15 protein-coding genes are annotated in these 12,325 nt (G+C 43.8%); 9 read left to right on the forward strand and 6 right to left on the reverse strand.

The window, feature by feature from the left end; all coding sequences use genetic code 11:
- Window positions 1-3 precede the first annotated feature (3 nt).
- From ACJVC5_RS17180 to ACJVC5_RS17220, 9 genes are all read left to right on the forward strand, one after another.
- Window positions 4-897, forward strand: coding sequence for a 1,4-dihydroxy-2-naphthoyl-CoA synthase (locus tag ACJVC5_RS17180; RefSeq protein WP_408096772.1), 894 nt, complete (start codon window positions 4-6; stop codon window positions 895-897).
- Window positions 898-1,953 carry a chorismate-binding protein gene (locus ACJVC5_RS17185; RefSeq protein ID WP_408096773.1) on the forward strand — a complete coding sequence of 352 codons (1,056 nt, stop codon included), beginning with the start codon at window positions 898-900 and terminating at the stop codon, window positions 1,951-1,953.
- Complete coding sequence (locus ACJVC5_RS17190) at window positions 1,950-3,350, forward strand: thiamine pyrophosphate-binding protein (RefSeq protein ID WP_408096774.1); 1,401 nt, start codon at window positions 1,950-1,952, stop codon at window positions 3,348-3,350. Before ACJVC5_RS17185 ends, ACJVC5_RS17190 begins: the two co-directional genes overlap by 4 nt.
- A complete protein-coding gene (locus tag ACJVC5_RS17195; RefSeq protein ID WP_408096775.1) occupies window positions 3,347-3,976 on the forward strand; it encodes an alpha/beta fold hydrolase in 630 nt (209 codons plus the stop codon). Before ACJVC5_RS17190 ends, ACJVC5_RS17195 begins: the two co-directional genes overlap by 4 nt.
- Window positions 3,973-4,839, forward strand: coding sequence for a 1,4-dihydroxy-2-naphthoate octaprenyltransferase (menA, locus tag ACJVC5_RS17200; RefSeq protein WP_408096776.1), 867 nt, complete (start codon window positions 3,973-3,975; stop codon window positions 4,837-4,839). Before ACJVC5_RS17195 ends, menA begins: the two co-directional genes overlap by 4 nt.
- Complete coding sequence (locus ACJVC5_RS17205; RefSeq protein WP_408096777.1) at window positions 4,823-5,671, forward strand: hypothetical protein; 849 nt, start codon at window positions 4,823-4,825, stop codon at window positions 5,669-5,671. Before menA ends, ACJVC5_RS17205 begins: the two co-directional genes overlap by 17 nt.
- The gene (locus ACJVC5_RS17210) at window positions 5,659-6,738 is read left to right on the forward strand and encodes an AMP-binding protein (protein WP_408096778.1); all 1,080 of its coding nucleotides are present in this window, start codon (window positions 5,659-5,661) and stop codon (window positions 6,736-6,738) included. The genes ACJVC5_RS17205 and ACJVC5_RS17210 overlap by 13 nt, the downstream gene beginning before the upstream one ends.
- A gap of 154 nt (window positions 6,739-6,892) precedes the next feature.
- Window positions 6,893-7,258, forward strand: coding sequence for a response regulator (locus tag ACJVC5_RS17215; RefSeq protein WP_408096779.1), 366 nt, complete (start codon window positions 6,893-6,895; stop codon window positions 7,256-7,258).
- On the forward strand, window positions 7,236-8,408 hold the full coding sequence (locus tag ACJVC5_RS17220; protein WP_408096780.1) for an ATP-binding protein: 1,173 nt from the start codon (window positions 7,236-7,238) through the stop codon (window positions 8,406-8,408). The genes ACJVC5_RS17215 and ACJVC5_RS17220 overlap by 23 nt, the downstream gene beginning before the upstream one ends.
- On the opposite strand, the gene trmD is transcribed toward ACJVC5_RS17220, so the two are convergent.
- From trmD to ACJVC5_RS17250, 6 genes are all read right to left on the reverse strand, one after another.
- Window positions 8,373-9,131 carry a tRNA (guanosine(37)-N1)-methyltransferase TrmD gene (gene trmD, locus ACJVC5_RS17225; RefSeq protein WP_408096781.1) on the reverse strand — a complete coding sequence of 253 codons (759 nt, stop codon included), beginning with the start codon at window positions 9,129-9,131 and terminating at the stop codon, window positions 8,373-8,375. The genes ACJVC5_RS17220 and trmD overlap by 36 nt on opposite strands.
- Complete coding sequence (gene rimM, locus ACJVC5_RS17230) at window positions 9,128-9,664, reverse strand: ribosome maturation factor RimM (protein WP_408096782.1); 537 nt, start codon at window positions 9,662-9,664, stop codon at window positions 9,128-9,130. The genes trmD and rimM overlap by 4 nt, the downstream gene beginning before the upstream one ends.
- An 84-nt stretch (window positions 9,665-9,748) precedes the next feature.
- Window positions 9,749-9,991 (reverse strand): KH domain-containing protein, encoded by a 243-nt coding sequence (locus ACJVC5_RS17235; RefSeq protein WP_321391128.1) that lies wholly within the window; start codon window positions 9,989-9,991, stop codon window positions 9,749-9,751.
- 55 nt (window positions 9,992-10,046) lie between these two features.
- Window positions 10,047-10,289, reverse strand: a complete 243-nt coding sequence (gene rpsP / locus ACJVC5_RS17240) for a 30S ribosomal protein S16 (RefSeq protein WP_408096783.1) — start codon at window positions 10,287-10,289, stop codon at window positions 10,047-10,049.
- 86 nt (window positions 10,290-10,375) lie between these two features.
- The gene (gene ffh / locus ACJVC5_RS17245) at window positions 10,376-11,821 is read right to left on the reverse strand and encodes a signal recognition particle protein (RefSeq protein ID WP_408096784.1); all 1,446 of its coding nucleotides are present in this window, start codon (window positions 11,819-11,821) and stop codon (window positions 10,376-10,378) included.
- A gap of 3 nt (window positions 11,822-11,824) precedes the next feature.
- Window positions 11,825-12,286, reverse strand: coding sequence for an HAD family hydrolase (locus ACJVC5_RS17250; RefSeq protein ID WP_408096785.1), 462 nt, complete (start codon window positions 12,284-12,286; stop codon window positions 11,825-11,827).
- Window positions 12,287-12,325: the final 39 nt, after the last annotated feature.

Here is a 12,325-nt window from a genome sequence, read left to right on the forward strand (position 1 = left end):
GAAATGATCTCTCCTATTTTTGATCCATCAGCATGGACGGAAATTACTGACTTCGAATTTAAAGATATCACTTTCCATAAAGCGAAAGACACGGGTGCCGTTCGCATCGCTTTCAACCGTCCGGATCTGAGAAACGCTTTCCGTCCTCAGACAGTGGATGAACTTCTCACTGCTCTGGAGTGGTCACACCGTAAGAACGATGTGGGCGTGATTCTCCTAACTGGTAACGGTCCCTCTTCAAAAGACGGGGGCTGGGCCTTCTGTTCTGGCGGAGACCAAAACGTTCGCGGTAAAGCGGGCTACGAATACAAAGAAACTAATAATTCAAAAATGCCGGTGGCCCATGGTCGCCTTCATATTCTTGAAGTTCAGCGCATGATTCGTTTCATGCCAAAAGTTGTGATCGCCATGGTTCCTGGTTGGGCCGTGGGTGGTGGCCACTCTCTTCACGTGACTTGTGACCTAACCATTGCTTCGAAAGAACATGCGATCTTCATGCAAACTGACGCTCGTGTTGCAAGCTTCGATGGTGGATTTGGTTCTGCCTACCTTGCTCGCCAAGTGGGTCAGAAGCGTGGTCGTGAAGTGTTCTTCCTTGAGCACCAGTATACAGCTGAGGAAGCTTTTCAAATGGGTGCCATCAATAAAGTTGTTCCTCACGCGGATCTTGAAAAAGTGGGTCTTGAGTGGGCACGCACGATTTGTAAAAAATCTCCAACGGCCATCAAGATGCTTAAGTTCGGTTTCAACCTGATTGATGACGGTCTGGTGGGCCAGCAAGTTTATGCCGGTGAGGCGACACGTCTGGCCTACGGAACTGAAGAAGCTCAGGAAGGAAGAGATTCATTCCTTGAGAAGCGCCAAGCAGACTTCGAGAAATTTCCCTGGGTATATTAAATGAGCGAATCACCATCAGCTTTGTCCCTTTGGCTTGATCGTGATTTCTTTGAAACCGGTGCCTTCCTATGTTCGCATGATGGGAAGTCGATCACTTTTGCTAAAGGTGGGGCAAGCATTCCGGTGGATCGCTTTTTCCCTACTCTTAATCCCGTTTTCTACCTAAAAGATTTTTATCAGGAGTCGTACCTCGCCTACACCCCCATTTCCGTGAAAGAGTTTTCACTGGAAGAGATCAAGGCAGAGTTTCAGTATGAAAAAGCGGACCATGGCCCGATTTCAAATGATGATGATATTTACGAGAAAGACTTTGAGCTTCTAAAAAGTGCCTTCAAATTTAATCTCAAAAAAGTGGTGCTGGTTTCCCGTGAGAACTATGAAAATTTTGAGGGTGAAAAAACCATTCGAAATCTGATTCACAAGGCCTTTAGCTTTGGCGTGGGTACTCCTTATGGTTATTGGAACAAACACTATGGTGTGATTGGCAGTACTCCGGAACTTCTCTATCAAGTGAAGAACGATGTGCTCACGACGTTTGCACTCGCGGGAACCGCCAAGATGGGTCTCGAGGAAGAACTCTTAAAATCCGAGAAAGATCGCATAGAACACAATCTAGTGATTCAAGACATTCAGGAAAAACTCACTGACTATACAACCGGGCTCAAAATTGATGAAACCAAGATTCATCCTTATAAGAGCATCGTGCATTTAAAAACAGATATGGTGGCCAAGGCCAATCCTGATTTGGATTTCACGGCCCTGACAAACACCATGTCACCTACTGCGGCACTAGGTGGATACCCAAAGACCGCCTCTCTCCAATTTTTAAAGAACTCCAACTATGGAGCAAAATACCCACATCGTTATTTTGGTTCGGCCTTTGGTCTCATCAAAAAAGATGTGAAAGAATTCGTTGTTTCGATCAGAAACGTTCAATGGGAAGGAAAGCATCTATTCATTGAAAGTGGCGGCGGTGTTGTGCCAGACTCAGTGCTCTTAAAAGAGATGGATGAGATTCATTTAAAACGAAACACCATCCGAAAGCATTACCTATGAAAATGAACCTGGAGAAAATCTTCTTCTGTACTGGTGCTCGTAATCACGATCTTTTAAAGATCTTTGATTCATCTAATGTGAAATTCGAGTACGACGAAAGAATGGCAAGCTTCAAGGCCCTGGGGCTCACAAAAGTCGCCAAGAATCCAGTTGGAATTTGTACTACTTCTGGCACGGCGGTTTCTCAATGTGTTTCGGCCATGCTTGAGGCCTACTACTCTGAGAATCCACTGGTTCTTATCAGCGGTGACCGACCTAAGAAACTTCACGGCACGGGTTCTCCTCAGACGATTGATCACGAAGCACTGACTCGTAGTTGTCGCAGAAGCTATGTAGAAATTGATGTTTCGGAGCTCGCGACCTTCTCATTAGAGGGCCTGGAATTTCCGGTTCATATTAATGTTCTCGTTGATGATACGGCTCCTCATACTATGGAACTTATAAATCATGAGAGCATCTCTGGTTTCGCTTCATTCCTAAATCGAGTGAAGAAACCTTTGTTTGTTTTCTCGCACGAAAATAAAAGCATGCGACCTTTGATTGAGAAATTCTCAAAACTGGGTCTTCTTTTTTACGCTGAGACCTTAAGTGGTGGACGTGATCTTTCAAATCTAAAGACTGAAAAGAAACTGATTGAGCTCTTCGATGCTGGTTTCTTTGATGGTGTCGTTCGTATTGGACACACTCCCCTTACAAAAATTTGGCGTCTGTTAGAAAAGAAACCCCTACCAGTGTTCCACTTTGATTCCCGTAATCTTCCCGGACTTTCATTCGGCGAAGTTCTCCCGATGGATTCAGAAGCGCTACTTAAAAACGATCAGTTCTGGAATGCCCTGGATAAACTTTCTCCGTTCCCGATTGGGGACGAGACGGTTTGGACCCTGGAAAAGCTCATCCAGAAGTATCCCGAATCAGAAGTCGCGACTCTTAAAAAGCTTCAAGGCCATTTAAATACCAATGACCAGGTTTATCTTGGAAACTCGCTTGTCATTCGTTTTTTTGAGCTGACCCAAACTGCCCCTCTTCAGGTTTTTGGAAATCGTGGAGTGAATGGCATTGATGGACAACTCGCTTCAGCGATTGGTTTAGCCATGGGAACTTCGAATCCGGTTTATTGCATCTTAGGGGACGTCACGACATTTTATGATCTCTCTTCCCTGCGTGAAATGCCCGAGAACCTCCACCTCATCATCATGAATAATAAGGGCGGCAGGATTTTTGATATGCTGAAGCTTGATAAACGTATTGTGCTTGAGCACGAAAATGACTTTGAAAATATCTGCAAGGGCCTTCACCTCTCTTATAGTAATAACCTTAAAGATTTTGGCTTGGTGAAAGTCTTAGAACTTTCTCCTTCACGCGAGCAAAGCGAGAACTTCCTTCGGGAGTGGAGATGATTCACGTTTTCCACGGCTTTCTGGGTTCACCCGAAGACTTTAAATTTCTAAAACAGGATAATGTCATCCTTCATGATCTCTATTCTATGGACTTTAATCCAGAGATTAACCCGGGCGATACTTTAATCGGTTATTCCATGGGGGGAAGAATCGCCATGGAACTCGCGAGCAAGGTAAACTGGAACATTGATAAGCTGGTTCTTATGAATTCTCATCCGGGGTTAGAGTTTGAGGATGAGAAAGAGTCCCGCAGAGACTGGGAAGATTCAGTTCTTGAAAAATTAAAGACCATGCCGTCGTCAGAGTTCTTTGACTATTGGAACGAACTTTCAATTTTTGAATTCGATTCTCCACTGAAACCGATTTCGGAAGAGCGCTATCTCGCCTCTCAAAGATTGTTCGACCAATTTCGACTTTCAAAACAACAAAACTTTTTACCAAGTCTTGAAGATCATAAGGACAAGGTCCTATATCTGGTGGGTCTCTTTGATAATAAGTATTTCACTCTGGCAGAAGAAGTGATCGCCCCTTATGGCATCCAGGTAACACCAATTGCCGGGGGCCACAGACTGTTTCAGAATTCTCAAGAAGTTAAATCCATTCTGATGAATGAAGGCATCCTATGAAAAATTTTATCCTCGCTTCTCGTCCTAAAACTCTTCTGGCCGGAGTTCTTCCTCCGCTGGTTGCTTATGCTTACTACATGTCGACATCAAAAGAATCCTCTGTGATCTACATGTGGTTTGCGGTTTTCGGGGCCCTCTTCATTCAACTTGCGACCAATTTCTTTAATGACGTCATTGATTTTGAAAAAGGTGCGGATAAAAAACGTGTGGGACCAACTCGTGTTTCGGCAGCGGGACTGGTTGATATCAAAACGGTAAAAAAATGGGCCATCGGTTGTGTGACAATGGCAGCTCTGTGCGGAGTTCCTCTCATCTACCGTGGTGGCTGGCCTTTTCTCATTCTCGGAGTCGTTTCTCTCTATCTCACTTACGGCTACACTGGCGGTAAGGTCTCTCTTGCCTACCGCGGACTGGGTGAACTTTTTGTGTTCTTGTTCTTTGGTCTTTTCTCAGTGATGGGATCCTTTTATCTCTTCTCTCTTCAATTAAACTGGGGCGCCTTTATCCTGGCGTCGGTTTTTGGTCTTCTCGCAACAACGCTCATCATGATCAATAATTTGCGTGATCGTGAAACCGACGCTGAAGTTGGTAAGAAAACTTTGGCCACCAGATTCTCCGCCAAGACTTATCAGTTGTTTATTTTGGTAACCATTTTTGCACCATATCTTCTTCTTCATTACTTCCGCGATCTCAAGATGATCTATTGGGTGTTCTTGGGCCTTGTTCCCGCTCTGAAACTGACTCAAATTACCCTTACAAAAAAAGGTGCTGATCTAAATGAAGGCCTAAAATTTTCAGGCATTCATCTTATTGTGCTTTCTCTACTCTTGAGTTTTACTTTTATTTATGAAAGTTCTTTATAGCCCATATTCACTAACTCCTCTTAAAAAAGCCAACCGCCTAAGTTCCATGGATAAAAAAGGCGGCGTTTATCTAAAGGCCCAACTTGGTGACAAGGTGCTATTTGCGGATTACTTCCCCCACCTTCCATTGGGGGACCGAGGCTGCGACCAGTTTTTGGAAGAATTTAAATTCCAAGAAGATGAGTACGATCGCAAAGTCTTTGATCTTTTGTTACGTGATCATCAGTTTCAAAAAATCACTCCAAAGAAGTTCTTCAATCACCAGCTCTGGTCTGGCTTTGAAGAAATCAGTGCCAATATTGTGAAGTATAAACTTCAGCACTCCCAGGATCGAAACTTCCTTACTCTGCTGGAACGCGGTATTCGTGTACGCCTGGATGCCAACGCCTTATTTGACCGCAAAGGCTTCTTTGAATTTTTTGACAGTATTCCAGAAAAATATCACTCGCTAATTAACTATATTGAAGACCCTCTCATTTCAAAGGACTGGAGTGATTTGATTCTTCCTACCGCCAGGGATTTTATTAAAGGCGAACCTTTTGATTATCAGATCTATAAACCGAATAAAGAATTTAAACCTGCTAGTGATTGCATCTGCATTTACAGTTCTTACCTCGGTGGAGACCTCGGTCGCTGGCATGCCCATTGTGAGCTGATAGAAAACGGAAACTTTGCTTATATTCACGGTATTGTCTCTGAAGGTTACTTTGAAGAAGAGATTTCTTTCCACAAAGGTAATTATAAGGACGGTTTCATGGCGGATATGGATGCGGCCAACAAGATCTATCACGAAGTAAATGGCATGAATTGGAAAGTTCTATGTTCGATGTAAACTTTGAAAGTTCAGAGACAGAAGTCATCTGTCACTCTCAATACGATTCAGTTGCTCCTAAAATTCTTGAGGGCCTTAGACCGCTCAATCTTAAAAATCACTTTGTTCTTTTTTCTTCGGGCACCACCGGAGGTGATCTTAAAGGTTATGCCATTTCTAAAGAGGCCCTGTTTAATAATGCCCGAGCTGTGAATGAATTCTTTGGTCTGACCAAAGATGACGTTTCGGCCCTCTCTCTTCCGGTCTACCACATTGGAGGCCTCTCCGTTCTTGCTCGCGCCTATCTCTTAAACTACCGAGTGGTGGACGCTAGAAATTGGGAACCAGAGTCTTGGCTTGAGAAAATCAAAGAGGCGACCATCACAACGATTGTTCCTACTCAGCTTTATGATCTGGTTAAGATGAAGGCCAAACCTAGTAGGCATCTTAAATATCTTATTGTTGGTGGAGACCTCTTAAGTAACGGTCTTAAAGAAGAGGCCATGAAACACGGATGGCCCGTGATCCGGACTTTCGGCATGAGTGAAGTCTGCTCACAGCTTGCCTCTGCCAAAACACCAGAGTCAGATGAATTAAAACTTCTTCCCATTCATAGGGCCAAAACTGATGCAGAAGGAAGACTTCTGGTGAAAAGTTCCGCCCTCTTCACTCTCCAGTTCACACTGGGGAATGAACTTAAAATTCAAATGGCAAAAGATCTCAGTGATGCTGATGGATATTATAAAACCTCAGACAAGGCCCTCGTCTTTGGTGATACGATTAAACACTTAGGTCGTCTGGGTGATGAATTTAAAATTGCAGGACATCTGGTCAATCTTCTTCAACTGAAAAACACCCTTGGAACATTTCTTGTTGAGCACAATCTCTACGGAAAGATGGAATTTCAAATTGAACCTGATGATCGCAAAGGAAAAAAGCTCATTCTCCTCACATTGCCTGAAGGAAACCTTCCAGAAATTCATCATCAGATCTCAAAACTTATTCATCCAGTTAAGCTTGATGAGGTAAGAATCCTTCAAAGTTTTGACCGCACTTCTCTTGGTAAATTGAAGAAAAACCAAGCTTAATCACTTAAGCATTTTTCAAAAATCTTAAGAGTATTAATAAAAAATTAACGAACATCTTAACTGTCAATGCTTCTACCTAAATGATTCGTTAATTTCCTTCCCCTATGAAGTCTTTCAACTTAGCAGAGTGATAAAATGCTCATAAGGGGGAAGAATGAACCAGTGTAAAAGAATCCTCATTGTCGATGACGATCCCAATATCCGAGAGGCATTAAAAGCATATCTTGAATTTGAAGGCTATGAAGTAAGGGTCGCCGGAAATGGTAAAGAAGCTTTGGCCCTCCTCCAAATTAATGATAAACCCTGTCTGATTTTACTCGATCTCATGATGCCAGTTATGAGCGGTTGGGAATTTGCGAAGATCGTTGAAAAGGACGCCATGATGGGACAGATTCCTATTGTGATTTGTTCTGCCTTCGTGGATAAGGCCGAAGACATCAAGGCCCGAGGTCACCTAAGTAAACCATTGGACATGGAAGAACTAATGGGGCTTGCAAATGAATGTTGTCCAGCAAAGTGAAATTTCTGAAAAACTAGTGCAGGTCATTCAAAAACTTTCTCTGGCCCGTGATCTACAGTCGATTGTTGATATCATCCGGCATGCAGCGAGAGAATTAACGGGCTCAGATGGTGCGACCTTTGTCCTTCGTGACGGTGATAAATGTTATTACGTAGATGAAGACGCCATTACGCCTCTTTGGAAAGGCCTTCGATTCCCACTCAGGGCCTGTGTCAGTGGCTGGGCCATGCTCAACAAACAGAATGTGATCATTCCTGATATCTACAAAGACTCAAGAGTCCCGGTAGATGCCTATCGGCCAACATTCGTAAAAAGTATGGTGATGATTCCAATTCGTAAAGAAAACCCAATTGGTGCTATTGGAACCTATTGGGCAAAACCTCACGAGGCAACTCAAGAAGAAGTTCGGATTTTAGAGTCCCTTGCCGACACAACTTCCATTTCTTTACAAAACATTCAGCTTTTGAGTGATCTCACTCACCAGCTAAATCTAAGAGATGAATTTATCGCCATTTCTGCCCACGAACTAAGAACGCCTCTGACTCCTTTGGGTCTTCAATTGAATCTCCTAAGTAAGTACATCAAGGGCCAGTCACCGCAGGTTGATCAGATGCTCGATAAAGCAAAAAATCAATTAAATGATTTTTCAAAACTTATTGATAACTTATTGGATGTGTCCCGAATTCATTTGGGTCAGTTCTCTCATCAAAAGTCCAGAACTGAGCTTTGTAAAATTGTTCAAGATAATGTGAATCTCTTACGCCTAAGTTCTAAGGGAGAAATAAAATTTAACTGCGCGAATACAATCTGGGGCGACTGGGACGGAGAACGAATTGGCCAGGTGGTAAGAAACCTGATCTTAAATGCCATTAGATTTGGTGAAGGCAAATTGATTGAAGTTGATGTACACGTAGAGAACGCCATGGCGGTTTTTTCTGTCAAAGACCACGGTCTTGGAATTTCACGGGCCGATCAGGCACGAATCTTCCGTCGCTTTGAACGGGCCCATGATTATAAAAACTATGGCGGAATGGGTTTGGGTCTCTATGTGGTAAGTAAAATTCTAGAAGATCACGGTGGAGAAATTACCGTCGAGAGTGAGGTCAATCAAGGATCAACCTTTACCGTCAGACTTCCGATCACTCATTAGATCTGGACGCCACTTAAGAGTCATCGCCTTTTTTTGCTCGTGTTGCCACTCACCGATTTTTTTATGGTGGCCATCGAGAAGGATTTGCGGAACTTCCATTCCTTCAAACTCTCGGGGTTTCGTGTACTGAGGATACTCAATTAATCCGTCTTCAAATGAATCATATTCAGATGAAAGTTTGTTACCAAGAATTCCAGGAACGAATCGTACCGCTGAATCAAGCATGGTCATGACCGCAAGCTCTCCACCGGTCAGAACAAAGTCCCCCAGAGAGTAATAGTCATTCACATACTTTTCCAAGAAACGTTCATCCACTCCTTCATAACGGCCGCAGATAAAGACCACATCTTTACTTGGATGAGCGAGGATTTGCGTTCCGAAATCGCGGGCGACTTTATTGTTCCAAACTTTTCCACGAGGAGAAGTATAGATCACATGCAGATCTTCCAAAGAAGCGTAGTTGCCCGTCTCTTGTACACCTTTCACCAGAGCATCTCTTAGGATGTCCGCGCGCATGACCATCCCTGGGCCTCCACCGAAAGGAGTATCATCGACACTTTTGTACTTGGTGGTGGAATAGTCGCGAATATTAACGAACTTAACTTCAAATTTAAAATTGCCATCTGAGCGCTCACCTCTAAAAGCTGAGCCAGAGATACCGCACTCTAGGAGCGGTTTAAAATATTCTGGAAAGAGAGTGAGAATCCAGATTTTTCGAATCACTCAGTATACTCCGGCATGATCATCGTGATTTGTTTCGCTTCCATGTCGATCTCAGGAAAGAACGCGTCCACATAGGGCAGAGTCACGACTTCTCCTGTATCCATGCGAACATCGAAAAGATACTGCATGCCATTGTCCGAGAAGCTCTCAAGTTTTCCGACCTTCTCGCCTTCTTGGTTCACTACGTCCATATCAACCAGATCTACGAGATAGATCTCGTCTTCCTCTGGCTCCGGAAATGATTCACGATCAAGATAGATTTCAAATGGGATAAGGCTTTCTAAGTGAGTGCGGTCTTTAACACCCTCAAATTGACAGATCACTTTGTTTCCAAAGCGAATCTTCTGAATGGTCCACTCTTCACCGGTTGCTTTGATTTTTGATTTAGGGCTTGAAGGAAAGAGCCACACCTTCATCTCGTCATCCAGAATGGATTCCTCTGGATTATCATTAATGAGACGAATCTCAGCTTCCCCCTTGATGCCATGAGGGTGAGCGACGAAAGCGAGTTTAACCAGATCTTCTTTCTTCATAAGTTCCACAGAATACGCAAAAACCCCAATCTATCTTTTGAGAGATAAATTGGGGTCAGAAGTTTTAAAACTTTTAAAACGAATCTACTCGATGATCTCGAGTACCGAACGTTTCCTTAACTTGGTCGAGGCCGCATTAAGAATGGTTCTAAGTGCTCTAGCAGTTCGACCTTGTTTACCAATCACTTTACCGAGGTCAGATTTATCTACCTTCAGCTCAATGACTGTGGTCTGCTCGCCTTCGATCTCGTTGACTTCAACTCGATCTGGCATGTCCACTAGTGCTTTTGATACGAACTCAATCAGTGTCTTCAATTCGCTGCTCATAACTACCCTCTACTGGAAAGGTTTCTCCCCGGTTACGAGCCCCGGGTTAACAACATTATAACTTAATATTGTTGTTTTTGAGCAAAGTTCTTACAGTATCAGAAAGTTGAGCACCTTTAGATAACCAAGACTTAATGCCTTCAACGTTCACAAATTTGATAGCTTCAGTAGCTTTAGGGTCGTATTGGCCTAATTTTTCAAGGAATTGGCCATCACGCGGGCTACGAGAATTTGTAGCAACGATCGTATAAACAGGACGGTTTTTGCGACCACCACGGGCCATTCTAATTTTTACCATTTGGAAATCTCCTATAGATTCACGAAAAATTTTTAGAATTTATAAATCATGCTAGGGGTAAAGTCAAAAGTTTTACCCCTAACGTCTTAGAAATACTTCTTCCCGAATTGACCTTTTTTCGGTCCCTTCTTCTCGCCACCCCCAAACATCTGCTGGTTTTGGGCCTGCGGGGCCTGTCTAAACCCTTTTACTGGACCCATTCCCGGGATATTTGGCAGCCCGCCACCTTTCATCATGCCCATCATTCCCACCATCATCTGACGCATCTGCCCGAAGCGTTCGATGAATTGGTTCACTTCCTGAACCGAGCGGCCAGAACCGGCAGCGATACGTTTACGGCGAGATCCATCAATCAGATCCACGTCTTCGCGCTCTTTTTTAGTCATCGAGTTGATGATGACCTTCATTTTCTTCATTTCATTCTCGGCCGGACTTAAGTCACCCATCTGACGAAGGGCCCCTCCCATACCAGGAATCATTTTAAGAATTGAACCAAATGAACCCAGACGATTAATCGTCTCCATTTGCTTAACGAAATCGTTGATCGTGAACTTACCTTTTTCAAGGTTCGCCATCATCCCCATGGCATCTTCTTGGTTGATCGCTTCTTCCGCTTTTTCTACCAGTGAAAGAACGTCACCCATATCAAGAATACGTTTCGCCAGACGATCTGGATGAAAGGCCTCAAGGTCCTTCATCTTCTCGCCCACCGAGATAAACTTAATAGGTACACCCGTTACGTAACGGATTGAGAGTGCAGCACCACCGCGGGCGTCTGAATCCATTTTTGAGAGAACCGCACCCGTGAGCCCCACTTTCTCATGGAAAACTTTCGCTACGTTCACCGCTTCTTGTCCGGTCATAGCATCCGCTACGATCAGAACTTCTGGATTATCAAGAGACTTACGAACATCCACCAACTGGCCCATTAACTCTTCATCAACTTGAAGACGCCCGGCCGTATCAATAATCGCGATTTCTTTATGAAGTTTTTTGGCGTGTTCTAGACCCGCGCGAACGATGTCCACTGGTTTCATAGAAAGATCAGAATCAAAGTAATCAACGCCCAGATTTTTGGCGTGAGTGATAAGCTGATCCTTAGCGGCTGGACGGAAGTTATCCGCAGGAATAAGAAGAACGTCTTTTTTATTTTTGTTACGAAGGTAAAGCGCAAGCTTACCGGCGAAAGTCGTTTTACCGGCACCGTTAAGACCTACGATAAGAATAGGCATCACTGGTGGACGGTTAAGATTTAGACCCTCTGATTCGCTACCCATGAGCTTTGCGAGCTCATCGTGCATGATTTTTACGAACTGCTGGCCTGGTTCAACACCACGAAGAACTTTTTCGCCAAGAGCTTCGGCCTTAACTTTTTCAACGAACTCTTTAACAACTTTGAAGTTAACGTCCGCTTCAAGTAGAGCGGTCTTAACACCTTTAAGTGTCTCTTCGATATTTTCTTCGGAGATCTTATTTTTCCCGCGTAATGCTTTAAACGCGTCCGAGAACTTTTCACTTAGATTATCAAACATGATCTACTCCGCCTTAAGATTTTGCTGGATGAGGATACTACATTCGGAAGGATGAGACACTATGAAATCCGCTCCCGCGTCCTTCAAATAATGCATCTCCACATCTCTGTTCCACATGGCCCCAATTCCCATAACACCAAAGTTTTTAGCTCCCAGCATGTCGCCCGAGCTGTCTCCAATCACACAGATCGAGTGCTTCGGGGCCTTACCGACTAGATCAATGAGACCGGCCACATGTGGCTTTGGAAAAGCATCGTCGACGCAGCAGAATCTATCAAAATAGGAATAAACACCTAATTCCTCCAGTATGCGGAGTGTTGAAGAGCGCCCACGGGCGGTCCAAACATACAGCAAACAGTGAGGCGAGAGTTCCGCTAAAAGCTCTTTAATGCCGGGAAAGAGTTTATATTTAGACCCTGAGGTATCAATTAAGGTACCGTCGCAGTCAAAAACTATGTGTTTCATATAGGAAAAGATTTTAATAGCTTCCCCCACATATTTACA

The organism is Peredibacter sp. HCB2-198 (assembly GCF_045999315.1).
GTDB lineage: Bacteria > Bdellovibrionota > Bacteriovoracia > Bacteriovoracales > Bacteriovoracaceae > Peredibacter.

Coding starts and splice junctions, on each gene's coding strand:
- ACJVC5_RS17180 (WP_408096772.1), top strand. CDS start 4: ATGATCTCTCCTATTTTTGATCCATCAGCATGGACGGAAATTACTGAC.
- ACJVC5_RS17185 (WP_408096773.1), top strand. CDS start 898: ATGAGCGAATCACCATCAGCTTTGTCCCTTTGGCTTGATCGTGATTTC.
- ACJVC5_RS17190 (WP_408096774.1), top strand. CDS start 1,950: ATGAAAATGAACCTGGAGAAAATCTTCTTCTGTACTGGTGCTCGTAAT.
- ACJVC5_RS17195 (WP_408096775.1), top strand. CDS start 3,347: ATGATTCACGTTTTCCACGGCTTTCTGGGTTCACCCGAAGACTTTAAA.
- menA (WP_408096776.1), top strand. CDS start 3,973: ATGAAAAATTTTATCCTCGCTTCTCGTCCTAAAACTCTTCTGGCCGGA.
- ACJVC5_RS17205 (WP_408096777.1), top strand. CDS start 4,823: ATGAAAGTTCTTTATAGCCCATATTCACTAACTCCTCTTAAAAAAGCC.
- ACJVC5_RS17210 (WP_408096778.1), top strand. CDS start 5,659: ATGTTCGATGTAAACTTTGAAAGTTCAGAGACAGAAGTCATCTGTCAC.
- ACJVC5_RS17215 (WP_408096779.1), top strand. CDS start 6,893: ATGAACCAGTGTAAAAGAATCCTCATTGTCGATGACGATCCCAATATC.
- ACJVC5_RS17220 (WP_408096780.1), top strand. CDS start 7,236: ATGAATGTTGTCCAGCAAAGTGAAATTTCTGAAAAACTAGTGCAGGTC.
- rimM (WP_408096782.1), bottom strand. CDS start 9,664: ATGAAGAAAGAAGATCTGGTTAAACTCGCTTTCGTCGCTCACCCTCAT.
- ACJVC5_RS17235 (WP_321391128.1), bottom strand. CDS start 9,991: ATGAGCAGCGAATTGAAGACACTGATTGAGTTCGTATCAAAAGCACTA.
- rpsP (WP_408096783.1), bottom strand. CDS start 10,289: ATGGTAAAAATTAGAATGGCCCGTGGTGGTCGCAAAAACCGTCCTGTT.
- ffh (WP_408096784.1), bottom strand. CDS start 11,821: ATGTTTGATAATCTAAGTGAAAAGTTCTCGGACGCGTTTAAAGCATTA.
- ACJVC5_RS17250 (WP_408096785.1), bottom strand. CDS start 12,286: ATGAAACACATAGTTTTTGACTGCGACGGTACCTTAATTGATACCTCA.